22 protein-coding genes are annotated in these 24,499 nt (G+C 63.7%); 9 read left to right on the plus strand and 13 right to left on the minus strand.

All coding sequences use genetic code 11. From position 1 onward, the window contains the following. Nucleotides 1-12: 12 nt before the first annotated feature. A complete protein-coding gene (locus FJ986_RS17145) occupies nucleotides 13-849 on the minus strand; it encodes an amidohydrolase (RefSeq protein WP_140514526.1) in 837 nt (278 codons plus the stop codon). Nucleotides 850-911: 62 nt separating this feature from the next. Next, nucleotides 912-1,697 (minus strand): IclR family transcriptional regulator, encoded by a 786-nt coding sequence (locus tag FJ986_RS17150; RefSeq protein ID WP_140514524.1) that lies wholly within the window; start codon nucleotides 1,695-1,697, stop codon nucleotides 912-914. Nucleotides 1,698-1,865: 168 nt separating this feature from the next. Here FJ986_RS17150 and FJ986_RS17155 point away from each other — a divergent pair, with 168 nt between their 5' ends. From FJ986_RS17155 to FJ986_RS17190, 8 genes are all read left to right on the plus strand, one after another. Beyond that, nucleotides 1,866-3,185 (plus strand): sugar ABC transporter substrate-binding protein, encoded by a 1,320-nt coding sequence (locus tag FJ986_RS17155; RefSeq protein WP_140655549.1) that lies wholly within the window; start codon nucleotides 1,866-1,868, stop codon nucleotides 3,183-3,185. 145 nt (nucleotides 3,186-3,330) lie between these two features. Continuing rightward, a complete protein-coding gene (locus FJ986_RS17160; protein ID WP_140514521.1) occupies nucleotides 3,331-4,227 on the plus strand; it encodes a sugar ABC transporter permease in 897 nt (298 codons plus the stop codon). Further along, complete coding sequence (locus FJ986_RS17165; protein ID WP_140497611.1) at nucleotides 4,227-5,093, plus strand: carbohydrate ABC transporter permease; 867 nt, start codon at nucleotides 4,227-4,229, stop codon at nucleotides 5,091-5,093. Before FJ986_RS17160 ends, FJ986_RS17165 begins: the two co-directional genes overlap by 1 nt. Nucleotides 5,094-5,097: 4 nt before the next feature. Then, on the plus strand, nucleotides 5,098-6,195 hold the full coding sequence (gene ugpC, locus FJ986_RS17170; RefSeq protein WP_140520949.1) for a sn-glycerol-3-phosphate ABC transporter ATP-binding protein UgpC: 1,098 nt from the start codon (nucleotides 5,098-5,100) through the stop codon (nucleotides 6,193-6,195). A gap of 4 nt (nucleotides 6,196-6,199) precedes the next feature. Beyond that, nucleotides 6,200-7,312, plus strand: coding sequence for a mandelate racemase/muconate lactonizing enzyme family protein (locus tag FJ986_RS17175; RefSeq protein ID WP_140663292.1), 1,113 nt, complete (start codon nucleotides 6,200-6,202; stop codon nucleotides 7,310-7,312). Between the two features lie 10 nt (nucleotides 7,313-7,322). Beyond that, a complete protein-coding gene (locus FJ986_RS17180) occupies nucleotides 7,323-7,652 on the plus strand; it encodes an L-rhamnose mutarotase (protein WP_140497605.1) in 330 nt (109 codons plus the stop codon). Beyond that, nucleotides 7,645-8,721 carry a Gfo/Idh/MocA family oxidoreductase gene (locus FJ986_RS17185; protein WP_140564377.1) on the plus strand — a complete coding sequence of 359 codons (1,077 nt, stop codon included), beginning with the start codon at nucleotides 7,645-7,647 and terminating at the stop codon, nucleotides 8,719-8,721. Before FJ986_RS17180 ends, FJ986_RS17185 begins: the two co-directional genes overlap by 8 nt. Before the next feature lie 8 nt (nucleotides 8,722-8,729). Then, entirely contained in the window at nucleotides 8,730-9,176 is a 447-nt protein-coding gene (locus FJ986_RS17190) for a MaoC/PaaZ C-terminal domain-containing protein (RefSeq protein WP_140663294.1), read from the plus strand. Between the two features lie 7 nt (nucleotides 9,177-9,183). Here FJ986_RS17190 and FJ986_RS17195 read toward each other — a convergent pair whose 3' ends face one another. The 9 genes from FJ986_RS17195 to FJ986_RS17235 all read right to left on the minus strand — a co-directional run bounded on the left by FJ986_RS17195 (nucleotide 9,184) and on the right by FJ986_RS17235 (nucleotide 19,916). Continuing rightward, the gene (locus tag FJ986_RS17195) at nucleotides 9,184-9,981 is read right to left on the minus strand and encodes an ABC transporter permease subunit (RefSeq protein WP_140675152.1); all 798 of its coding nucleotides are present in this window, start codon (nucleotides 9,979-9,981) and stop codon (nucleotides 9,184-9,186) included. Nucleotides 9,982-9,983: 2 nt separating this feature from the next. Further along, nucleotides 9,984-10,841 carry a 2-aminoethylphosphonate ABC transporter permease subunit gene (locus FJ986_RS17200; RefSeq protein WP_140514510.1) on the minus strand — a complete coding sequence of 286 codons (858 nt, stop codon included), beginning with the start codon at nucleotides 10,839-10,841 and terminating at the stop codon, nucleotides 9,984-9,986. Then, nucleotides 10,834-11,946: an ATP-binding cassette domain-containing protein gene (locus FJ986_RS17205; protein WP_246670978.1), complete on the minus strand. Its 1,113-nt coding sequence runs from the start codon at nucleotides 11,944-11,946 to the stop codon at nucleotides 10,834-10,836. Before FJ986_RS17205 ends, FJ986_RS17200 begins: the two co-directional genes overlap by 8 nt. A gap of 59 nt (nucleotides 11,947-12,005) precedes the next feature. Beyond that, complete coding sequence (locus tag FJ986_RS17210; protein ID WP_140497593.1) at nucleotides 12,006-13,034, minus strand: 2-aminoethylphosphonate ABC transporter substrate-binding protein; 1,029 nt, start codon at nucleotides 13,032-13,034, stop codon at nucleotides 12,006-12,008. A 262-nt stretch (nucleotides 13,035-13,296) separates the two neighbouring features. Continuing rightward, nucleotides 13,297-14,307 (minus strand): NAD(P)-dependent oxidoreductase, encoded by a 1,011-nt coding sequence (locus tag FJ986_RS17215; RefSeq protein ID WP_140555606.1) that lies wholly within the window; start codon nucleotides 14,305-14,307, stop codon nucleotides 13,297-13,299. A 2-nt stretch (nucleotides 14,308-14,309) separates the two neighbouring features. Beyond that, nucleotides 14,310-15,668, minus strand: coding sequence for an aspartate aminotransferase family protein (locus tag FJ986_RS17220; protein ID WP_140555608.1), 1,359 nt, complete (start codon nucleotides 15,666-15,668; stop codon nucleotides 14,310-14,312). A 71-nt stretch (nucleotides 15,669-15,739) separates the two neighbouring features. Further along, nucleotides 15,740-17,197, minus strand: a complete 1,458-nt coding sequence (phnY, locus tag FJ986_RS17225; RefSeq protein WP_140555610.1) for a phosphonoacetaldehyde dehydrogenase — start codon at nucleotides 17,195-17,197, stop codon at nucleotides 15,740-15,742. A 238-nt stretch (nucleotides 17,198-17,435) separates the two neighbouring features. After that, nucleotides 17,436-18,692 (minus strand): phosphonoacetate hydrolase, encoded by a 1,257-nt coding sequence (gene phnA / locus FJ986_RS17230; protein WP_140583901.1) that lies wholly within the window; start codon nucleotides 18,690-18,692, stop codon nucleotides 17,436-17,438. A gap of 24 nt (nucleotides 18,693-18,716) precedes the next feature. Then, nucleotides 18,717-19,916: a 2-aminoethylphosphonate--pyruvate transaminase gene (locus tag FJ986_RS17235; protein ID WP_140675155.1), complete on the minus strand. Its 1,200-nt coding sequence runs from the start codon at nucleotides 19,914-19,916 to the stop codon at nucleotides 18,717-18,719. A 292-nt stretch (nucleotides 19,917-20,208) separates the two neighbouring features. Between FJ986_RS17235 and FJ986_RS17240 the strand changes: the two genes are divergently transcribed. Continuing rightward, nucleotides 20,209-21,078, plus strand: a complete 870-nt coding sequence (locus FJ986_RS17240; protein WP_140497582.1) for a LysR substrate-binding domain-containing protein — start codon at nucleotides 20,209-20,211, stop codon at nucleotides 21,076-21,078. On the opposite strand, the gene FJ986_RS17245 is transcribed toward FJ986_RS17240, so the two are convergent. Together FJ986_RS17245 and FJ986_RS17250 are read right to left on the minus strand one after the other, a co-directional pair. Continuing rightward, nucleotides 21,075-23,552, minus strand: coding sequence for an FAD-dependent oxidoreductase (locus FJ986_RS17245; protein ID WP_140675157.1), 2,478 nt, complete (start codon nucleotides 23,550-23,552; stop codon nucleotides 21,075-21,077). The genes FJ986_RS17240 and FJ986_RS17245 overlap by 4 nt on opposite strands. An 82-nt stretch (nucleotides 23,553-23,634) precedes the next feature. After that, on the minus strand, nucleotides 23,635-24,423 hold the full coding sequence (locus tag FJ986_RS17250) for a DeoR/GlpR family DNA-binding transcription regulator (protein ID WP_140675160.1): 789 nt from the start codon (nucleotides 24,421-24,423) through the stop codon (nucleotides 23,635-23,637). Nucleotides 24,424-24,499: the final 76 nt, after the last annotated feature.

A 24,499-nucleotide genomic window follows, 5' to 3' on the forward strand; every position in this document is an offset into this window, starting at 1 on the left:
AAGCAGAGCCGGTTAAAGCCGCCAGAGCTTGCGGGCGTTCACCGAGAGCAGCCTGTCGCGTTCCGCAACACTGCAACCGGCAAGCAGCGCATGGGTCGCCGCCACCCAGGTCGAGAGACCGCCACCCAGCGTGCAGACCGGCCAATCGCTGCCCCAGACAACACGATCCCATCCGAACGAACCGATCGTGTGTTCGACATAGGGCCGCAGCGTCTCGACCGTCCAACTGCCGGGATCCGCATAGGCGACGACGCCGGAAATCTTGGCCACGACGTTGGGACGCCGCGCGATTTCGCTCATGTGTTCGCGCCACGGATGCTCGCCATTGCCCTTGATGTCGGGGACGCCGCAATGGTCGAGCACGAACTGGACGTCGGGCGCCAGATCGGCGAGCGCGATCGCCTTGGGAATCTGATGCGGTAGCACGACGAGATCGAAGGTGAGCCCGGTGCCGCCAAGCCGCCGGATGCTGTCCCGGAATAGCGCGCCTTCCGAGAGTTCATCGGGCATGACGTGGAGGACGCGGCGAAAACCCTTGACGAACGGCTTTGCTCGCTGGCGCTCGAGATAGGCCGCAAAATTGGCCTCTTCCGGACGGCAGGCGGCGATCGCCCCGGCCAGCATGCTGCCGGCCTGTCTCGACAGGCCTTCGACACGTTCGGTCTCGGCCTCGATATCGGCAGGGTCGACATCGACCTCCATATGCAGCACACGCTCGACGCCGACACGTTGAGCTTCCACGCCGTACTCCTCATAGGAGAAGTCGCGGTTGAGAGCGGGCACGCCGGCAAGCCACGGGTAGCGCAAGGCCGAGCGGTCGATGAGGTGCAGGTGGGTGTCGATGATCATGGCAGGGCTCCTCCCGTATCTTTCACATCATCTCACGGAGGAATTCTTCATTCAAATAAGAATTACACCGATGAACCGACGGCCGACCCGGCCAGACGCGACAGCTTTTCACATGTGGCCAGCAGCAGTTCGATGGTGCGGGTCATGTCCGGCGCGGACGGTGCGTTGACGACGGTGATGTAAGGAATCGAAAGCGCCGCGATCGCCTTGCCGTCGGAGCCGCGCACCGGTGCCGACAGATTGTAGACGCCGGCAGTCTGCATCGAGGCCATCATCTCATATCCCCGTTCCCTGATCTGGTCGAGACGGGCAAAGAACTCGGGCGGCTGCGCCGTATTGTCGGTGCTGCGGACATGTTCGGAGATCATCATCTGGCGCTCCTCCTGCGAACGGAAAGCGAGCAGCACATGTCCCGAACCGGTGTCGAACAGGCTGATGTGGGCGCCGACCCGGATCGAGATGCCCCAGTAGTTCGGCGCCTCCTGCTGGCCGATGACCACGGCGGAACCGCGATCAAAAACAACGAGTTGGTTGGCCTGCTGCGACGTCTCCGCCAGCTCCCGCATCAACGGCGTCGCATAGGAAACCAGCCGCCGCACCGGCGCGTGCAGTTGCGCCAGGCCGAACAGCTTGAGCGTCAGTGAATAGCGGTCACCGTCGAGCCGCGTGACATAACCGCGTCGCACCAGCCGGTCCAGCATGCGGTAGAACTCGTTGGGGCTGCGGTCGAGCTTCTTGGCGATTTCCGCCTGCGTCAGGCCGCCGTCGACGCCGGCCAGCAGTTCCAGGATGTCGAGCCCCTTGTCGAGCGCAGGCGCGCGATACCGCTCGTCTTCGCTATCATCCATGGGCTTTCCCTCCAGTGAAATCGATTCTTCATATACGCAGGAATGCTGCCGGCGGAAACAAATTTCGCCTTGACGTATCCATGAATGTTTTGTTTGTATATGAATGTAACACTTCTTGTCATCAGACGAGTTGCGGTCGCCGCCAAGGCGCACCCAGGGAGGATACCAATGAACAGACTGCTTTCCGGCGTGTGCGCCGGCGCATTGTTGCTTGCGTCAGGCGCAGGCGCGGCCCTTGCCGGCGACCTGCCCGGCAAGTTCGAAGGCGTTACCGTCGACGTGAAGCTGATCGGCGGCCAGCAATATGAAAAGCTCTACGAGCGCATCCCCGAATGGGAGAAGGCGACCGGCGCCAAGGTCAACATCCTGACCAAGAAGAACGGCTTCGACATCGACAAGGAGTTGAAGTCCGACATCGCCTCGGGCAGCACCAACTGGTGCGTCGGCTGGAACCATTCCTCCTTCGCGCCGCAGTATACCGGCCTCTATACCGACCTCAGCAAATTGCTGCCCAAGGAAGAGATCGACGCCTTCGTGCCATCGACGATCAAGGCGGCGACCATAGATGGCAAGCTGGAGATGCTGCCGCGCGCGCAGTTCGACGTCTCTGCCCTCTACTACCAGAAGAGCCTCTACGAGAACGCCGACAACAAGGCCAAGTTCAAGGCGAAATACGGCTATGATCTGGTGCCGCCGGACACCTGGAAGGAAGTCACCGACCAGGCCGAGTTCTTCGCCAACCCGCCCAACTTCTACGGCACGCAGTTCGCCGGTAAAGAAGAGGCGATCAACGGCCGCTTCTACGAGATGGTGGTGGCCGAGGGCGGCGAGTATCTCGACAAGGACGGCAAGCCGGTCTTCAACTCCGAAGCCGGCGTGCGGGCGCTCGACTGGTTCGTCAACCTCTACAAGGCCAAGGCCGTGCCGGCCGGAACCACCAACTATCTCTGGGACGATCTGGGCCAGGGTTTTGCCTCGGGCACCGTCGCCATCAACTTGGACTGGCCGGGCTGGGCCGGCTTCTTCAACGATCCGAAGTCGTCGAAGGTCGCCGGCAATGTCGGCGTCAAGGTCGCGCCGAAAGGCTCGTCCGGCAAGCGCACCGGCTGGTCCGGTTTCCATGGCTTCTCGGTGACCGAGAACTGCCCGAACAAGGAGGCCGCGGCATCGCTGGTGTGGTGGCTCACCAATGAGGACAGCCAGAAGCTGGAAGCCGCCGCGGGCCCGCTGCCGACCCGCACCGCGGTCTGGGACTGGGACCTGAAGCAGGCCGAAAACGATCCTTACAAGAAGGAGGTCCTCTCCGCCTTCCAGGAAGAAGCCAAGCACGCCTTCGCGGTGCCGCAGACGCCTGAATGGATCGAGATCTCGAACGCCGTCTATCCCGAATTGCAGGCGGCGATCCTCGGCGACAAGACGTCCAAGCAGGCGCTCGACGAAGCCGCCGCCAAGGCGACGCAAATCCTCGAAGACGCCGGCAAGCTGTAGAACCGCTCCCAAGGCCGCCTCCCCCATCAGTCATGGGGGAGGCGCTCGCGTTTTAGGGCGCGCACTGCCTCGGGTGTTCCACGATGACGATGCCTGCCCCGCCCGGCTCGACAGGCGGCAATCGAATGCAACTCACAGGGTCCCAATGAAGGGCTTCAAGCCATCCGCGCCATTCCTGCTGCTGCTTCCGGCGATGATCGTGCTGGCGGCGGTCGTCGTGGTGCCGTTGCTTTTGTCGCTCTATTCCAGCTTCACGCCGTTCCGCCTGACCAAGCCCGAAACGTTCTTCGTCTTTGTCGGCTTCCGCAATTATCTCTCGATCCTGGCGAACGCCGATTTCTGGTGGGCGTTCGGCCGCACGGTTCTGTTGCTGACCATCGCGCTCAATCTCGAAATGCTGCTGGGCCTCGGCCTCGCCATGCTGGTCGAAAAGGCGACGCGCGGCCAGCGCATCCTGCGCACGCTGATGATGTTTCCGATGATGTTCTCGCCGATCCTCGTCGGCTTCCAGTTCAAGTTCATGTTCAACGACAATATCGGCCTGGTGAACAACGCCCTGCAATCGCTCGGCATCACCAGGGATGCCATTGCGTGGCTGATCGAAGGCCATCTCGCCTTCATCGCCATCTCGATCGCCGAGATCTGGTCGTCGACGGCGATCTTCGCCATCCTGATCCTCGCCGGGCTGCTCGCCATGCCCAAGGAGCCGATCGAGGCGGCGCGCGTCGACGGCTGCACGCCGTGGCAGACATTCCGCTATGTGACCTGGCCGTTCGTCATGCCTTTCGCCTACATCGCCATGACCATCCGTTCGCTCGACGTCGCGCGCGCCTATGACATCGTCAAGATCATGACCGATGGCGGGCCGGCGGGCCGCACCGAGCTTTTATGGACGCTGGTGGCGCGCACCGCCTACAGCGACGGGCGCATGGGCATGGCCAACGCCATGGCCTATTTCTCGATCCTGCTGTCGATCGCCTTCACCGTCTATTTCTTCAACAAGCTCGCCGCGGCGCGCACGCAGATCGGTGCGGAGTGGTGATGGACGAGAATTCTTCCGCCCGCCTCAAGCGCCGGCTGCTGGGCATCGCCTATCGCATCGGCCTGTTCCTGGCGATGCTGACCATCTGCCTGCCCGGCCTGTGGATCGTGCTTTCGTCGCTGCGGCCGACGGTGGAGATCATGGCCAAGCCGCCGGTGTGGATCCCGCAGCAGATCTCGTTCGACGCCTATGTTGCGATGTTCTCAGGGATCGGCAAGGGCGGCATCCCGGTCATAGAATATTTCCGCAACTCGCTGATCATCTCGGTGACCTCGACGATGATCGCGGTGGCCATCGGCATGGCCGGCGGCTATGCCTTCGCGCGCTACCGTTTCCGCGGCAAGTCGGGCGTCTTCCTCGGCCTGATGCTGACGCGCACGGTGCCGGGTATCGCGCTCTCGCTGCCGCTGTTCTTCCTTTATGTCAGGCTCGGCATCATCGACACGCATTTCGGACTGATCCTGGCCTATGTCGCGCTCAACGTGCCGTTCACCATTTGGCTGATCGACGGCTTCTTCCGCCAGGTGCCGAAGGACCTCGCGGAAGCCGCCCAGATCGACGGCTGCACCCGCTGGCAGGCCTTCTGGCAGGTCGAGTTCCCGCTTGCCGGGCCCGGCATCGCCTCCGCCGCGATCTTTGCTTTCCTGACCTGCTGGAACGAGTTCGCGCTGGCCTCGCAGCTTACCCGCTCGGTCAGCGCCAAGACCCTGCCGGTCGGCCTGCTCGACTACACGGCCGAATTCACCATCGACTGGCGCGGCATGTGCGCGCTCGCCGTGGTGATGATCATCCCGGCGCTCACCCTCACCTACATCGTCCAGAAACACCTTGTCGGCGGCTTGACCTCCGGCGCGGTGAAAGGCTGATCCCATGGCAACGGTTTCCCTCCAAAAGCTGACCAAGCGCTACGGCAATGTCGGGATCGTGCACGGCATCGACCTCGACATCGCGGACCGCGAATTCATCGCGCTGGTCGGCCCCTCCGGCTGCGGCAAGTCGACGACGCTCAGGATGATCGCAGGGCTGGAAGAGATCAGTGCCGGCTCGATCGAGATCGGCGGCCGCGTCGTCAACGATTTGCCGCCGCGTTCGCGCAACATCTCGATGGTGTTCCAGTCCTACGCGCTTTATCCCCACATGACGGTGCGCGAGAACCTCGGCTTCTCCCTGAAGATTGCCGGGGCCGCCAAGGAGGATATGGAGCGCCGCGTCGCCGAAGCCTCGGCCATCCTCGGCCTCGACACGCTGCTCGACCGTCGCCCGTCGCAACTTTCCGGCGGCCAGCGCCAGCGCGTCGCCATGGGCCGCGCCATCGTACGCGATCCCGACGTGTTCCTGTTCGACGAGCCGCTTTCAAATCTCGACGCCAAACTGCGCACGCAGATGCGGACCGAAATCAAGAAGCTGCACGCCAAGGTGCGGTCGACGGTGATCTATGTCACCCATGACCAGGTCGAGGCGATGACGCTTGCCGACCGCATCGTCATCATGCGCGACGGCCATATCGAACAGGTCGGCACCCCAGACGAGGTGTTCCGACGGCCGGCGACGCGGTTCGTCGCGGGCTTCATCGGCTCGCCGCCGATGAATCTGCACGAGGCGACGATCGATGACGGCCACTTGGTTTTCGCCAGCGGCGAAAAGCTGCCATTGCCTAGCCAATTCAAAGCCAATGTCGCCAGGGGTAACAAGGTGGTGTTCGGGTTGCGGCCCGACGACATCTACCCGACCGGCCATGGTATCAGTTCCGGTGGTGCGGCCGACGTCCACCAGATCGAATTGCCGATCACGGTCACCGAACCACTCGGCAACGAGACGCTGGTGTTCGTCGAGTTCAATGGCGCAGACTGGGTTTCGCGCATGCTGAACCCAAGAGCTTTGAGATCGGGCGAGCGGGTGGCCATGAGCCTCGACCTGTCGCAGGCGCATCTGTTTGCCGCCGACACGGGAAAGTCATTGCGGAGCTGACGACATGGCCACGATCGAAAAGATAGAACTGCGGATGGTGGACCTTGTGCCCAAGGTCAAGCGCACGGACGCGATCCAGAGTTTCGTCAGCCAGGAAACGCCTCTCGTCACGATCACCGATTCCGACGGCGCCGTCGGCACCGGCTACAGCTATACGATCGGCACCGGCGGCTCGTCCGTGATGCGGCTCCTGTCCGACCATCTGGCGCCGCGCCTGATCGGCCGCGACCCCGACATGATCGAGGCGATCTGGCACGATCTCGAATTCGCCACGCACGCCACCACGATCGGCGCGATCACGGCCATCGCGATCGCGGCGATCGACACCGCGCTTTGGGACCTGCGGGCGAAGAAGCAAGGTCTGCCGCTGTGGAAGCTGGCGGGCGGCGCCAAGGACCGCTGCCCGCTCTACACGACGGAGGGCGGCTGGCTGCACATCGAGACACAGGCGCTGGTGGATGACGCGCTGGCCGCCAAGGCCAAGGGCTTTCGCGGCTCGAAGGTGAAGATCGGCAAACCGCACGGATCGGAAGATCTGGCGCGGCTGGCGGCGGTGCGCAAGGCGGTGGGCGACGGCTACGAGATCATGACCGACGCCAATCAGGGATTCTCCGTCGACGAAGCGATCCGCCGCGCAGCGAGGCTGCGTGAACTCGATCTCGCCTGGATCGAGGAGCCGCTGCCGGCCGACGACATCGATGGCCATGTGCGACTGTCGAATTCGACGCAGACGCCGATTGCCATCGGCGAGTCGCTCTATTCCATCAGGCATTTCCGCGAATACATGCAGAAAGGCGCCTCTTCGATCGTGCAAGTCGATGTCGGTCGCATTGGCGGTATCACGCCCTGGCTAAAGGTGGCGCATGCGGCGGAGGCCTTCGACATCCCGGTCTGTCCGCATTTCCTGATGGAATTGCATGTCAGCCTCACCTGCGCTGTTCAGAACGGCCGGTATGTCGAGTACATTCCGCAGCTTGACCAGTTGACCGGCAAGCGCATGCGCATCGAGGATGGACAGGCGCTGGCACCCGACGAGCCCGGCATCGGCATCGATTGGGACTGGGACGCGGTCAAGGCCATGAGCATCGCCGAATTCACCACGGCGATCACGAAATAGGGGAACGAACATGCAGCGGATGGGAATGGTTCTGGGACTGAAGCCGGAAAAGGTCGAGGAGTATGTGCGCCTCCATGCCGCCGTCTGGCCCGACGTGCTGACCATGATCTCGGCTTGCAACATCGAGAACTATTCGATCTACCTGAAGCGGCCGGAGAACCTGCTGTTTGCCTACTTCGAATACCACGGCACCGACTATGCCGCCGACATGGCCAAGATGGCGGCAGACCCGAAAACACAGGAATGGTGGGCCCTCTGCATGCCTTGCCAGGAGCCGCTGGCGACCCGCAAGGAGGGCGAATGGTGGGCTTCGATGGACGAGGTCTTCCATCATGACTGAAGGCGGTTTCGACCCTGCCTCACTCATCCAGTCCTGGCCTAAGCCTACAAAGCCCCGGCCGATCGTCACCTTCGGCGCAGGTTCGATTGTCGGCGATGCCCATTTTCCCGCCTACCGGAAGGCCGAGTTTCCGGTTGCCGGCCTCTATGATCCGGACCAGGCCAAGGCGCGGACGTTGGCCGAGAAATGGGGTGTCACCGCATTCCGCTCCGTGGAAGAAGCCGCCGGAATCAACGATGCGATCTTTGATCTCGCGACACCGCCCGGTCGGCATGCCGAGATCCTGAAGGCGCTTCCCGAGGGGGCGGTCGCACTGATCCAGAAGCCGATGGGCAACTATCTCGGCGAGGCAACCGAAATCCTCGAAATCTGCCGCGCCAGGAAGCTCAAGGCTGCGGTGAATTTCCAATTGCGTTTCGCGCCGATGATGCTGGCGCTCAAGGATGCCATCGCCAAGGGATGGCTCGGCGAGGTCGTCGACTTCGACGCCTGGCTGGCGCTGGCCACACCTTGGGAACTGTGGGAATTCCTGCTCAAGGCGCCGCGTGTCGAGATCGCCATGCATTCGATCCACTATCTGGACCTCGTCAGGCAATTGCTTGGCGACCCAAGAGGGGTGCACGCCAAGACGCTCGGCCATCCCAACCATACGGTGGCACAGACGCGCACCAGCGCCATCCTCGACTATGGCGACACTGTGCGCTGCGCGCTGTCGATCAACCATGACCACAAGTTCGGGCGCCGGCACCAGGCCTGCGAATTCCGCATCTGCGGCACCGAGGGCGCGGCCTATCTCAAACTCGGCCTCAACCTCGACTATCCCCGCGGCGAACCGGACGTCCTGGAAATATACCCGAAAGGCGGGACGGATTGGATTGCCGTGCCACTCGCCGGCGAATGGTTCCCCGATGCCTTTGTCGGGCGTATGGCCAATGTCCAGCGCTTTGCTTGCGGAGAAGACGACGAGCTGGTCAGCTCGGTCGAGGACGCCTGGAACACGATGGCGCTGGTGGAAGCCGCCTATAAATCGAGCGCGGCGCCGGCGACGCCGCTGGCCGAAAAGCCGTAAGGCAGGACATGGAACAGACCATTTATTTCGAAGACTACGAGATCGGCTCCTCGCGGCTGACCAGCGGCCGGACCATTACCGAGACCGACTTCATCGTCCATGCCGGACACACCGGCGATTTCTTCCCACACCACATGGACGCCGAGTTCATGAAGACGACGCCGTTCGGCCAGCGCATCGCGCACGGCACGCTGGTGTTCTCGGTCGGCATCGGACTGACGGCAAGCGTCGTCAATCCCGTTGCCTTCTCCTATGGCTATGATCGGCTGCGTTTTACCAAGCCGGTGTTCATCGGCGACACGATCCGCACGCGCACCACTATCGCGGCCAAGCAGGACGATCCGAAGCGGCCGGCCGCGGGCCGGGTGATCGAACGCTGCGAGGTGATCAACCAGCGCGACGAAGTTGTGTTGGCCGCGGATCACATCTACATCGTCGAACGCAAACCCGGCTGAGGCAGCGCTACGATCCGGTGGCGCGGGCGGTGATGCGCTCCAAACCGAGCAGCAGCGCCAGGGTCGCCACCACCAGGATCATGGTGAGCGCTGCTCCCGCAAAGATGTCGCCTCGGTCGGTGAGGCTGAAGATCGACACCGGCAGCGTCACCCAACCCGGCGGATAGACCATCACGGTGGCGCCGAGTTCACCCATCGACAGTGCGAAGCTGAGCCCGAACGCTGCGACCAGATAGGGTGCGAGCAGAGGCAAGGTGACGTGCCAGAGGCGGTAGGCCGGCCGCGCGCCGAGGCTCGATGCCACCTGCTCGAAGTCGGGCGAGAGCCGCGCCAGTCCGGCCGACACATTGCCGAAGGTGAAGGCCGATATCAGCACGAAATGCGCGATCATGACGATCGCGATCGTACCGTTGAGCAGCAGCGGCGGATGGCTGAAGGCGACCAGCAGGCCAAGGCCGACGGAGACCGAAGGCACGGCGCTGGGGATGAAGAACAACAGGCCGAGCAGGCGCTGCAGCGCATGCCCCTGGACCCGCAGCGACAGCGCCGCCCAGGTGCCGCTGACCAGCGCCAGCGCGCTGGCTGCAAACCCGGTGAGAAGGCTCGCCTTGACCGCATCGCCGGCCGCGCCATGCAAGACGTCGCTGTAGTGTTCCGTCGTCAGGCTGCTCGGCAGCACGCCGTTCCACTGGCCGGCAAGGCTGGACAGGAGAATGACCGCAAGCGGCGCCAGGAACAGCACACCGAAGATCAGTGCGAAGAGGAGCCACAGAACGAGGCGACCGGAGCGGGACCAGACCAGCATGGCTAGACCCCCAGCCGGCCGGCTGCGAAACGATAAAGCCCGAACAGGCCGAGCGAGAGCGCGATGTTGATCAGGGCGATGATGCAGGCGACCTGATAGGCCGATTCCTGGATCGCCTTGCCATAGATCAGCAGCGGCAGCGTAATGACCCCTTTGGCGCCGATGAACAGCACGATGCCGAACTCGTTGACGGTGAGCAGCAGGCAGAGGCTCCCGCCGGCAATGAGCGCCGGGATGGCGGCCGGCAGGATGATTTGGCGCACGATGCGGAACGACCGCGCGCCGAGCACGCTTGCCGCTTCGATCTGGCCGCGGTCCACCAGCGAGAAGGCGGCAAGCAGCGGCCGTAGGATGAACGGCGTGTAGACAGTGACCTCGGCCAGCACCACGCCCCAGCTCGAATAGAGGAAATCGACGGGCGGCGACGGCAGTGAAAAGGTCTCCATCAGCCCTGCGTTGAGCATGCCTGCGGAACCGTAGAGGAAGGTGAAGGCGAGCGTCACCAGGAAGGTCGGCAATGCGATGAAGGTGTCGATCAGCCTGGCGATGAAGCCGCTGCCGGGGAACGGAACGAAGGCCAGGATCAGTGCCAGCACGAGACCGACGATCAGGCACCCGGCAGTCGCGGTAACCGAAATCGTCACCGTGTTGATCAGCGCGTTGAGGAAGAAGCGCGAATGCAGGACGCGGATCACTTCGGCGACATTGGCAACGCCGCTGTCGTCCAGGAAGGCCTGCCGGGCGATGAGCGCCAGCGGATAGAAGAACAGCAGGGCCAGGAGTGCGGCCGGCGGCACGATCCAGAATCTGCCAGGCTCTCTCCTGACCGCTGGCGAGGCCATAGCGACAGCCTCAGACACCGGCGTCTTCCGGAACGAGCGAGGTGTCGGTGGGCGCGAAGAACAGCGGCACCTTGGCGCCGGGTTCCGGCAGGGCCATCGGCAGTCTTGTCGCCGAGACGCGCACCGTCGTACCGTCCACGTCGAGCACGAGATGGGTGAGTTCGCCTTGCCAGTGCACCTCCAGGAGCGTGCCGACAATGCGATTGGTATGGTCGCCATCGGCCGTCAGGCTGAGGTGCTGGGGCCTGATACAAAGCAGGCTCTTGTCGCCGGCCTTCTCGTCACGGCCGGTGCCCATCAGCACCGCGTCGCCATGCCTTGCCGCGGCAAAACCCTTGGAGCCGGCAGCCTCGGCAATGGTGACCGGCAGGAGATTGGCGCGGCCGAGGAACTCGGCGGTGAAGCGGTTGGGCGGGCGGCGATAGAGCTCGGTCGTCGGTCCATGCGAACAGACCGAGCCGTCGCGCATGATGGCGATCTTGTCGGCGAGGGTGAGCGCCTCTGTCTGGTCGTGAGTGACATAGAGGATCGTCAGGCCCGGCAGGCTGCGGTGCAGCCTGGCGATCTCCTCGACCATATTGCGGCGGATCTGTGCGTCCAGCGCCGAAAGCGGCTCGTCAAGCAGCAGCACGCGGGGCCGCACGGCAAGAGCGCGCGCAATCGCGACACGCTGCTGCTGGCCGCCGGAAAGCTCGCGCGGATAACGTGCTGCATAGGCAGCCATGCCGACGGTGCCGAGCGCATCCTTGACCCGCTCGGCGATCAGCGCCTTGTCGGCGCCCTGAGCCCTGAGGCCGAAGGCGACGTTGTCCTCGACCCGCATATGCGGAAACAGCGCGTAGTTCTGGACCACCATGCCGAGCCCACGCTCATAAGGCGGCAGATCGGTCACATCCGTCGCGCCAATGCGGATTCGTCCGCTTCTCGGCCGCACGAAGCCGGCCACCGCCCGCAAGGCGGTGGTCTTGCCGGAGCCGGACGGGCCGATCATCGCCAGGATCTCGCCGGGAGCAATATCCAGGGTCAGCGGATGCAGAACGACATGCGCGCCATAGGCGACAACGACCTTGTCGAAATGGACGTTGGAGCCGGCGCCGCGAACCTTCGCGGCGTCGATGTCCATGACACTGGTCCCAGTAAAAGCGGCGGCCGACATGGCATGGTCCTCCGGATTGGCAGGGATCAACTTCCGGTCGCTTCGTTCCACCGCTTGACGTAGTCGGGCAGCTTGGCCAGAGCGTCATCCCAGTTCGGCGACCAGATGGTCAGGCCCTTCATCGCCTCTTGCGCCTTCGCGAAATTGGCGTCGTTCGGCGTCACATCCTTGCGGGCCGGCAGGCCAAGAGCCACGGAACTGACCTTCGACTGAGCTTCCTTTGAGAGCAGGAAGTCGATCAGCTTCTTGCCGTTGTCGGCATTGGGCGCGCCGGTTACCAGGCCGATCTCATAGGGCAGCGCAAAGGTGGAGCGCACGCCGTCAGGCCCCGCCGGCCAGAACACCTTGATGTTGGGATTGTCGGCCATTTGCGACATGTTCATCTGCAAATCGCCGTTGGCGACATGCAGCTCGCCCTTGTTGACCAGCGCCGTCAGCTTGCCGGTCGAAGCGGAGGGGCCGACATTGTTGTCCTGCAATTTCCTCATGAACTCGAAACCTGCATCCTCGCCGCCGAAGGCATGGATGATCTGCAGCATGACAGCGGTGCCGTCGCCGGCCTGGCCGGGCGTCGAGTATTGGATCTTGCCCTTGAATTTCGGGTCCAGCAGATCGTCGTAGCTCTTCGGCGCTTCCGAAAGCACGGCGCTGTTGTAGATGAAGTTCATGTAGTTGTTGACCAGCGGCCGGTATTTGTCGGTGCCGCCGTCGATCTGGTCCGCCCCTTCGGGCTTGTAATCCTGCAGCAGGCCGCCGGCGGCGGCGCGCTGCACGAAGGGCGGCAATGTCACCAGCACGTCCGCTTGCGGGTTCGACTTCTCCTTGGCGACACGCTCAACGACACCGCCCGAACCAGCCTCGATATACTGCACTTTTATGCCGGTGGCCTTGGTGAAGGCGGCGAACTCGGTTTCGAACCAGCTGCCGTTGCCGTCATGCAGGCCATCGGCGGAGTAGATGGTGACGACGCCATCTGCCATCGCCGGTCCGATGAGGGCAGCCGACGCCAGCAACGCGGCGAAAGCCGCGACCGTGGTTGCGTTGCGTGATTTCATGTCCAGTTCCCCTTTTTGATTGATGGCACATTCTGCGATGCACTGTGGCGACGGCGCCGGCTGCTTCTGCTTCTGCTTCGATTAGTACCGGCAGCGTCGTCGTTATGGACAACTCTGGGGATTGGGAATCGATAAGTAAAATCTATTTATTTTATGACAGCCAAACTTCATCTGATAGTTGCCATGGAACCGTCGCAGTCATGTCGTGAACATGTTTCGGCCTGCTCAGGGCAGGCCGTCGAAGCGTTCGAGCAGGTGGTGATCAGACGAATGAAACGCCAGAAGTCTGCGCCCGCAACCGCGGGTCGGACGAGCGCACGGTCACCGGCCGGCCGTCGAGAATCTCAAAGCAGCGCGCGAGCGTGTCGTCCTCGAGCCGGCGCATCGCCTGATGCGTAAAGAAGGTGAGGTGCGGGAACAGGATGACGTCGTCGCGGCCGAAAAGCGCGCCCATCGGATGGCCCGACTTGGCCAGCGGCTCGACCGAATAGACGTCGAGCCCGGCGCCGCCGATGCGCTCGGAAACGATCGCCTCGACAAGGGCCGCCTCGTCGATGAGCGCGCCGCGCGAGACGTTGACGATGATGGCGGAGGGCTTGAGACAGGCGAGTTCAGCCTTGCCGATCAGGCCGCGCGTGCTGTCGTTCAGCACGCAATGGATTGAGACGAAGTCGCAGGCGCGAAGCATTGCCTGGAGGTCGTCGGCTTTTTCGATGCCGGCGGCGCGCATCGTTTCGGCGTCGACACCGGGGTCGAAGCCAAGAAGCCGCGCATGAAATCCCTGGCCGGCCATGCGCGCCATGCTGCGGCCGATTTTGCCACAACCGACGATCCCGAGCGTGGCGCCTGAAATGTCGCGGCCCAGCCAGCGCGGCTCGGGCCAGATCCAGCCATCGCGCGATACCGCCGCGGTGATGGCGGGCAGCCGCTTGGCCAGGGCGACCATCATGGCGAAAGCACCTTCGGCGACGGTTTCCTCGGCATATTCGGGCACGTTGACGACGGGGATACCGCGCCGCATGGCAGCGGGGATATCGATGGCGTCGATACCGACGCCATATTTGACGATGCCCTTCAACCTGGGCGCCGCGTCGATCACCTCCGCAGTGACTGGCGTGTAGCACATCAAGAGCAGATCGGCGTCGGCGACCGCGGCTTTGAGCTCCGCCTCGGAAATGCCGTCCGGCAGCGTCACCAGCTCGACACCCCTTGCCCGCAAGCCGGCATCGATGCCTGGGCATTCGAGCTCGCGGTCGGTGCGGACGGCCTTCACGGTCAGGCCGCCAGCACGGCGCGTTCGACGATATCGAGCGCACGGTCGAGATCGGCTTTCGAAATCACCAGCGGCGGCGACAGCGTCAGCACGTTGCCGTGGCTGACCTTGAAGCTCAGCCCCCGTTCGAGGCAGGCATAGAAGACGCGTTCGGCAAGATCGCGCGCGGGCTGGCGCGAGGTACGGTCCTCGACAAGTTCGACGCCGACCATCAGTCCCCTGCCCCTGACATCGCCGACATGGGGCGAACGCCCCATCAGATCCTGCATGCGTCCCAGCATATGCCGGCCAAGCTCGGCCGCACGCTCGACCAGTCCTTCTTCCAGGATGATATCGATCGTCGTCAGCGCCGCGCGCGTCGTCACCGGGTTCTTCTCGTGGGTGTAGTGACCGATGGCAAAACCGCCGGTGACGTCGAGATCGCGGCGGGCGATGACAGCGGCGATCGGCAGGATGCCGCCGCCGAGCGACTTGCCGAGAACGACTATGTCCGGCGTCACGCCGTCATGCTCATGGGCGAAGAATTTTCCGGTCTTGCCCAGGCCGGTCGGGATCTCGTCGAAGATCAGCAGCGTGCCGTGCCGGTCGCAGGCCTCGCGCACCCGATTCCAGAAACCGGGCGGCGGCGGGTTGGGCGTTGCCCGCATCGGCTCGGCGACGACCGCGGCCACATCCTGTTCGCGACCGAGCACATAGGCGATCATGTTGGCGCAGGCGAGCCCGGAGGCTTCCAGGGTGCCGTGGCCGTAAGGACAGCGGTAGCCGTCCCAGGGCGCGACATGTTCGGTGCCGGTCATCATCGGGCCGGCGATATGGGAACGGAAGGTCGCTTCGCCGCCGACGCTTGCGGCACCGAAGCCAGCGCCATGAAAGGCATCCCAGAACGAAACCGTCTTGAAGCGGCCGGTCGCGGCGCGCGCGATCTTCAGCGCCACCTCGATGGCGTCGGAACCGCCTGTCGTGAACAGCACCTTGCCGAGATCGCCGGGCGCCAACTCGGCCAATTTCTCGGCCAGTTCGACAGCGGGTTCGCAGGTGAAGCGGCGCGGCGCAAAACAGAGATCGTCGAGCTGTTTCTTGATCGCGGCGACCAGCTTCGGATGGCCATAGCCGAGATGGTGCACGCTGTTGCCGTGGAAATCCATGAAACGGCGGCCGGCGGTGTCCTCGATCCAGATGCCTTCGGCCTTGGCGATCGTCGAAAGACAAGGGCTGGACAGGCTCTGGTGCATGAAGGCCGAAGCGTCGCGGTCAAGCAGCCCGCGGATGCGTGGATCGTCCTGGCCGGAATCCCAGCGGCTGCGGGCCGCCGTGGTGTTGGAATCGCCCTCGGTATGCACAAGCTCTTTGATCGCGGCCATAACCCTCTCCGAAACGCGAATGAGGGAGCGTGGAACGCTCCCTCGGTTGTTCTGTCAGCCGAGTCGTCTGGTCAGGACCAGGGCAGCGAAAACGTCTTCACATTGGTATAGCTCTTCATTGCCTCGATGACGCCTTCCTTGTAGCCATTGCCACTGTCCTTGATGCCGCCGAACGGCGACATCTCGATGCGGTAGCCCGGCACTTCCCAGATGTTGACGGTGCCGACCTCAAGGCCGGTGATGTATTTCTGCATGCGCGGAAACGAGTTGGTGCAGACGCCCGACGACAGGCCGAAGGCGGTCGAGTTGGAGAGCCTGATCAGCGCCTCGTCATCGTCCGGTGCGCGCACGATCGGGATGATCGGGCCGAAGGTCTCTTCCATCACCAGTTCGGATGTGTGCGGCACGCGATCGACGACGATCGGCGGCAGCAGCGCGCCTTGCCGGCCCGGATTGTAGAGGATTTCGGCGCCCTGCCCGGCGGCCATGTGGACCCGGGCTTCGAAGAGTGCCGCCGCCTTCTCGTGCACGACGGTGCCAAGATCTGTCGTGCGGTCCATGGGGTCGCCGAAGCGGATCTTCCTGGCCCGCTCCAGCACCAGCGGCACGAAGCGGTCGGCGACGCTTTCCTGGACAAGGATGCGCTTGACCGCCGTGCAGCGCTGGCCGGAGTTCTTCGTGGCGCCGGCGACGGCGAGATCCGCGGCCCTGGCCAGATCGTCGTCCGAGAGATCGTTGAGGACGATCAGCGGATCGTTGCCGCCGAGCTCCAGCACCTGGCGCTTGTAGCCGGCGGTGCGGGCGATCATCTTGCCGACCGGCACGCCGCCGGTAAAGGTGATCAGGTCGATATTGTCGTTGGTGATCATCTCGTTGCCAATGTCGGCCGGCCAGCCGGTCACCACCGAGAGCATTTCCGGCGGCAGGCCGGCTTCGTAGAGGATGTCGGCCAAAAGCAGCGCCGTCATCGGCGTCAGTTCGGTCGGCTTGACCACCACGCAATTGTTGGTGGCGATCGCCGGCGCCACCTTGTGCGAGACCATGTTGAGCGGATGGTTGAACGGGGTGATCGCCGAGATCGCCTTCAGCGGCTCGCGCGTGGTGAAGATCTTGCGCGCCTTGCCGTGCGGGGTGAGATCGCAGGAGAAGATCTGGCCGTCATCCTGGATGCACATCTGCGCCGACAATGTGAACACGTCATAGGCGCGGCCGACCTCATAGAGCGAATCCGTCTTGGAGATGCCGAGCTCGAGCGTAATGAGATCAGATATTTCTTCCCGGCGCGACGCCAGTTTTTCCGCCGTGCGGAACAGGATCTGCTGGCGCTCGTAGCGCGTCAGCTTCGACCTGTAGCCGGCGGCGATCTCGAAGGCCTGGCGGGCATGCTCGGCGCGGCCGGCGGGCACGGTGCCGATAACCGCATTGGTATAGGGGTAGTGGACAGGAACGACGCCGTCGGCGTCGACCTTGCGACCAGCTATGCGCATCGGTTCGTGGCGGACTTTGATCGAAGTATCGAGCTTGGTCATCGGTTCCGTTCCAGCAATTCGAAGGAGAAAGTGGTGCAACGGATTGTCGACCCCCACTCCGGCCCTTCGGGCCACCTCTCCCCCGATCGACGGGGGAGAGGAAATCAGGTGAGGTCGGCGCCACCACGTTTCCGGGCTAAGCCGCCGCTAGCCCTGGCGCCTTTCCTCTCCCCCGTCGATCGGGGGAGAGGTGCCGAGCGAAGCTCGGCGGAGTGGGGGTCGACAATCACGCTCGAGATCAAGCCTGCGCGGCCGCCATCGTCGCGTAGTAGAACGCGTCGAAGTTCCTCAGCACGGGCTCATCAGGCAAATCGGCCAGCACGCGGTTGACGATGAACGGCACCTCCTGCTCGGTCAGCCCGCCATGCGAGCGCAGCGGCTCGTTGAGGGCTGCCAGGTCGTGGCGGTGTTCCGAGGTGCCGATCGTCTTGTTCTGCGTCGAGATCAGCACGATGTCGCCGATGCGGTCGGCCGGCAGTTCGAAACGCTCGCAGGCGGTCGGGCTGTCGACAACCAGCATGATGCCGTCGATCTTCGCCAGCCGCGCCATGATGTCGGCCTGATCGGCGCCGTCAGGAAGGTAGGCGGTGGCGAACGAGCCGAGCGCGCCGTGATGCACGACATAGGGATCTGTGATCGGCAGAATGACGCGCGCGGCATCCTTGCCCAGCCATTCGTCGAGCAGGTCCTGGACATAGACGACGTCAGGCGAACCATCCTGCTTGTGCTTGGGCTTCATGCCGTGGTCGGCGGTCACCACGATTGCCGCGCCCAGCGCATCAAGCTCGGCCAGGTACTTGTCGAACATCTCGTAGAAGGCGTTGGCCTGCGGCACGCCGGGCGCGTATTTGTGCTGCACATAGTCGGTGGTGGTCAGGTACATGATGTCGGGGCGGAATTCCTTCAGCAGTTGGACGCCGGCGGCGAAGACGAATTCCGACAGTTCGGCCGAATAGACTTCCGGCACCGGCAGCCCAAAGTGCTTCGAGGCATTGTCGATGCCGTGCTCGGCCTTGGTGGTGGTGTCGGATTTTTCGGCCGAGAAGCACAGCGCGCGGCCGTCGTCGAAGGCGAGGCCCTTGCCGAGCAGCGCACGCAATTTGTCCTTGGCGGTGACCACCGCGACCTTGGCGCCGGCATCGTAGAAGGCCTGGAAGATGGTCGGCGCGCGCAGGAAGCGCGGGTCGTTCATCATCACTTCCTTGCCGGTTTCGCGCTCGTAGAGATAGTTGCCGCAAATGCCGTGCACCGAGGGCGGGCGGCCTGTGGCGATCGACAGATTGTTGGGGTTGGTGAAGCTCGGAATGACAGAATGCGCAAAACGCACCGTGCCTTTCTGCTTGATCTTCTCCAGCGCCGGCATCAGCCCGGCCTTGATGGCTTCGTCGAGATAGGCCGGCTCGCAGCCGTCGAGGCAGATGGCGATGGCCGGCACACGTGGCCAGGCGTAGGTGCGGCCGTTGACCGCGACGTTGATGGGAGACATCTGGTTCATCGAAATCCTCAAAAATTCTGCCCTTCAGGCGGCGAGTTTGGCGCGCTCGGCGATTGCCGCGGCGGGAGGAGCGGCGGTGTCGACGTCCATCTCCTTCAGCGACTGCGCCGCCGCTTCTACGACGCGGCGCATGACATGTTCGTCCATCTGGCCGATGCAGCCGATACGGAAGCTATCGACGACGGTCAGCTTGCCCGGATAGATGATGAAGCCCTTGCGCTTCATCAGCTCGTAGAAGCGGTCGAAGGCGAAGTTGGCGTGGGCCGGGTTGAAGAAGGTGACGATGATCGGCGACAGCCAGCGATCCCTGAGCAAAGTCTCGAAGCCGAGCTCGCGCATGCCGGCCACCATCACGTCGCGGTTCCTGGTGTAGCGGGCGCCGCGGCCGGCAACGCCGCCCTCGGCCTCGTGCTGGCGAAGCGCTTCGAGGAAGGCGGCGACGACATGGGTCGGCGGCGTGTAGCGCCACTGCCCGGTCTTGTTCATATGCGCCCACTGCGCATGGACGTCGAGCGACAGCGAATGGCTGCGGCCCTTGGCGGCTTCCAATTCGCTCTTGCGGGCGATGATGAAGCCGAAGCCCGGCACGCCCTCGATGCACTTGTTGGCGGACGAGACCATCGCCTCGTAGCGGATCTCGTTCACGTCGAGCGCGATGGCGCCGAAGGCGCTCATGGAATCGACCAGCAGCTTGCGGCCCTTGGCATGGACGGCTTCGGCAATCTCGGCGACGGGGTTGAGGATGCCGGAACTGGTCTCGCAATGGATGGCGATCACATGCGTGATGGCAGGATCGGCCTCGAGGGCGGCGGCCACCTCGTCGCCGCGCGGCGGCAGGTAGTCGCCCTTGTCGATCAGCGTATAGGCGCGGCCGAGATACTGCATGGTCTGGGCCGCGCGCAGGCCGTAGGCGCCATTGGCCAGGACCAGAACCTTGCCGTCCTTCGGCACGAACGAACCCAGCATCGCCTCGACGCAGAAGGAGCCGCTGCCTTGCATCGGCACACAGTCGAATTCGCCTTTCGCATCGCCGGTCAGCGCCAGCAGGCGGCGGCGCATGTCTGACGTCATGGCGCGGAAATCGCCGTCCCAGGATCCCCAGTCGCGCAGCATCGCCTGCTTGACCGGATAGGAGGTGGTGAGCGGCCCGGGCGTCAGCAGGTATGGCTCGCCCAGCGCCGGACCGGCCAACGGCTGCGCGGCAAATTTCGTCTCGGCGAGCATAGTGTCCTCCGCTGCTTTTATGTGGGGCCATTCTTGGCTGGAACGACGTATTTGTAAAATCGTTATTTTGTATTGATGTATAAGCTCACCCGATGATCTGGCTTGCAGTCGAATTATTGCCCGGCGGGATAATCGCGCCTCCAGCCGAGCGCAGCCTGCGTGGTGTCCATGACATGTGCGTGACCGTGGGCGATCATCCCCAGATATAAGAAGAATCGTTCCTTCATGCCTTTTTGCCTGCGAGGCTTATGATAGGGTGGCGGCCGGAACTCGGATCTAGAAAGCTGAGAACATGCGCTACGTTCAATTGCGAGCCTTTCACCAGGTGGCGATATCAGGCGGGTTTTCACGTGCCGCGGAAGCGCTGTTCCTGACGCAGCCGGCAATTTCGGACCAGGTGCGCAAGCTCGAGGAAGAATATGACGTGCTGCTGTTCAACCGGAACAAGAAGCAGGTCACGCTGACCCATTCGGGCCAGAAGCTGCTCGAAATAACCCACCGCATGTTCGATACCGAGCAGCAGGCGCTCGAGCTTCTGACGGAATCGCGCGCCCTGCGCTCCGGCACGCTGCGCATCGTCGCCGACGCCGCGCATCATCTGCTTCACATCCTCGGCAGTTTTCGCGCGCGCTATCCCGGCGTCCAGGTTTCGCTGCGCGCCGGCAACACCGAGACGGTAATCAGCAGCCTCTACAGCTATGATGCCGACATCGGCGTGCTGGGCGAGGTGCCGACCGGACGCGACTTCGAGGTGCTGAAACTCAATTCGACGCCGATCATCGCTTTTGCGTCGGTCGATCATCCGCTGTCGGGCAAGAAATCATTGAGTCTCAAGCAACTCGCGCAGGAATCGCTGGTCATGCGGGAGCGCGGCTCCAAGACGCGCCAGAAGCTCGAGGATCTGGCCGCGGCATCGAAGGTCGAACTCAGGCCGGTGATCGAGGCCGAAGGCCGTGAAGCCGTCCGCGAGATCGTCGCCTCGGGTGCCGGCATCGGCTTTGTCTCGGCGGCCGAATTCGGCCAGGATTCGCGGCTGGTAGCGATCGCGCTCGACGCGCCTGAGACGTTGATGGACGAAGCGCTGATCTGCCTGCGCGAACGCAGCGGCGGCAAGCTGGTGCGCGCCTTCCTCGACATGGCGCGTTCGATGTCGGCGGATTAGGCGGCGGCCCTGATCTCCTCCACATCCGCTTTCACCCGTTCCGACTTCGGATCGTAAGGGGTGCGCAAATGTGCCGTGGCCGCGTGGCGAACGCCGGCAAGATCGATCTCGAAACGGCCGCTAGCCAGAAACGCAGCGTCGACGCCCGTCTCGTTCTCGATCAGCCCGAGCGCCACCGAGCGGCCAAGCGTGTGACCGTAGGCGGCCGAGCGGACCTCGCCGACGGGCTTGCCGTCGCGCAGGATCAGCTCGCCGCCCCACAGCATCGGCTCGGCATGGTCGAGCGTGAACAGTACGATGCGTTTTGCTGGCGCCGTCGACGGCTTGGCCTCGACCAGCGCGTCACGGCCGATGAAGCCACCCGGTTTGTCCATGGCGACGGCGAAGCCAAGCCCCGCCTGCCAGGGGGTAATGTCAGGCGTCAACTCACGGCCCCAGGCGCGAAAACCCTTTTCGATGCGCAAGGCATCAAGCGCGTAGTAGCCGGCGTCCAGGAGGCCGAATTCGCCGCCAGCCTCTTGCAGCGCCTCGTAGACGCCGACGGCGAATTCCGTCGGCACGATCAGCTCCCAGCCGAGCTCGCCGACATAGGTCATGCGGTTGGCGTAGGCGGTAGCGTAGCCGATATCGATCTCGCGGATGGTGGCGAAGGGGAAGCCGGCGTTGGAAAGATCGGCCGACGACAATTTGCCCAGGAGATCGCGCGAGCGCGGCCCCATCAGCGCCAGCACCGCGTAGGACGAGGTGACGTCGGTCACGATGGCATGTGCGTCCGGTGGGATGTTCCTGGCGATCCAGTCGGCGTCGTGGACCGCTTGCGCCGAACCGGTGACGATGAGGAATTTTTGCGCACCAAGTCGCATTACGGTGAGATCGCTTTCGTACCCGCCGCGCGCGTTGAGCACGCCCGTGTAAACGGATGTACCGACCGGTACATCGACATTGCCGGCGCAGATGCGGTTGAGCAGGGCACAGGCGTCGCGGCCCTGCACGAGAAGCTTGGCGAAAGAGGTCTGGTCGAATACGGCAACAGCCTCGCGCGTCGCCTTCATTTCGCGCTTGACTGCCTCATGCCAGTTCTGGCGGCCGAAGGCATAATCGTTCCCGGCCCTCTCTCCCGGGGCCGCGAACCAGTTGGCGCGCTCCCAGCCCATCTTGGAACCGAAGCAGGCGCCCCTGGCGGCCAGCCGGTCGTAGAGCGGCGAGCGGCGGAAGGGTCGGGCGGTGTCCAGCTCGCGGTTCGGCCACGGCATGGCGTAATGCAAACCGAGCGTCTCCTTGACGCGATCATGCAGCCAGCGCGGATTGTTGTTGAAGGCGGCGAAGCGCCTGATATCGACAGGCCACAAATCCATGGTCGGCGCGCCGTTGACGATCCACTCGGCCAGCGCCTTGCCGGCACCGCCGGCGCTGGCGATGCCCATCGAGTTAAAGCCGGCGCCAACATAGAAATTCTTCAGCTCCGGCGCCTCGCCGAGGAGAAAATTGTTGTCGGGCGTAAAGCTTTCGGGACCGTTGTAGAACTTCTTGACCTCGGCTTGCGCCAGTTGCGGCACGCGCACCAGCGCGTTTTCCATCAGAATCTCGAACTGATCCCAATCGTCCGGCAGCAGCGCGAACTCGAAATTCTCGGGGATGCCGTTCATGCCCCACGGCTTGGCATGCGGTTCGAAGCCGCCCATGACCAGCCCGCCGACCTCTTCCTTGAAATAGATGAAGCCGTCCGGATCGCGCATGACGGGCAGGCCCGGATGCACACCCTCGATCCGGCCCGTGACGATGTACATGTGCTCGGCCGAATGCAGCGGCACCGAAACACCGCACATCAGCCCGACCTTACGCGCCCACTGGCCGGCGCAGTTAACGACGATCTCGGCGACGATGTCGCCACGGTCGGTCTCGACACCGCAGGCGACGCCGTTTCTCACCGTGATGCCGGTGACCTTGACCCGCTCGAATATCCTCGCGCCGCGATTGCGCGCGCCCTTGGCGAGCGATTGCGTGAGATCGGTCGGATTGGCCTTGCCGTCGCCAGGCAGCCAGACCGCGCCGACCAGATCGTCCGTCGCCATGACCGGCCACAGATCGCCGGCTTCGCTCGGCGAGATGACGTCGATCTCAACTCCTTGCGCACGCGCCGAGGCAGCCGTGCGCTTCAGCACCGTCATGCGGTCAGCGGTGCGCGCCACCGACAGCGAGCCGCAATTCTTCCAGCCAGTCGCGAGACCGGTCTCGGCCTCCAGTTCGCCATAGAGTTGAGTGGAGTATCTGATCAGGCTGGTCATGTTGGAATGGCTGCGCAATTGCCCGACCAGGCCCGCGGCATGCCAGGTGGTGCCGCCGCTGAGCTGCCCCTGTTCGAGCAGGACGACGTCGGCCCAGCCAAGCTTCGTCAGGTGATAGGCGACGGAGCAGCCGATGATGCCGCCGCCGACGATCACGACGCGTGCCTGCGTTGGAAATTCATGTGCCATGAGCGTTCCGCCATCTTGAGGGTGGCCGACAAGCTAACACAGGAAAGCCAAATATCAAGTCAAAAAGTCACAAAATATCACATCAAGATGCGACGATCAGCTCCGGCCCTTTTTGCAAAAGGGCGTCGGCAAGCGCAGGCTGCGGCCGAGCGTCGACGACAACGCCGGCGGCGCGGTCGAAATTCGGAATCCTGAGCGGCGTCAGCTTGCCGAACTTGCTGCTGTCGAGGACGAAATAGGTTTTGCCGGCGAGCGCGATCATGCGGCCGCGCTGCTCGGCACCGGCCCTGGTGAAATCGGTCACCTCGCCATTCGGCGACAACGCGCCGCCGCCGAGAAAGGCGATGTCGACGCGAAAGCGCGCCATTGCATCGAGCGCATCGATGCCGGAAGCGGCCTCCTCGCCCGGGTCGACTTCACCACCCAGTATGTGCACACGCATGCCGGGGACATGGCACAGATGCAGTGCAATCTTCAGGCTGGTCGTGCAGATAGTGAGATCGCGCAGGTCGTTCATGGCATGCGCGACGGCCAATGTGGTGGTGCCGGAATCGAGGAAGACCACCATACCGCTGCTGACAAGGCCGGCCGCCGCCCTGCCGATCGCCGCCTTGCCGTGCGCATTCTCCCGGCTGCGCAGGCCCATCGCCGGCTCGCTCGGCTCGAAGCGAGCGGCGCCGCCGTGCACGATGCCGAGCCGTCCCTGGTCAGAAAGCAGCTTCAGGTCGCGGCGGATGGTCTCGCGCGAGACGTCGAAGAAACCGGCCAGTTCGGCGACGCTGACGGAGCCCTGGACGCTCAGGCGCCTCAGGATCTCGTCATGGCGGCGAGGAGCAAGGGCACGTGCCGGCAGACGGCTGTCGGGGGACATGAAGAACCTCATATCGAACGAATGATGTTGCAATATGTGGCAGTGAACCGGCCGGGAGGCAACCGCGAGGACGGCG

This window comes from Mesorhizobium sp. B1-1-1 (assembly GCF_006442955.1).
Taxonomy (GTDB): Bacteria; Pseudomonadota; Alphaproteobacteria; order Rhizobiales; family Rhizobiaceae; genus Mesorhizobium.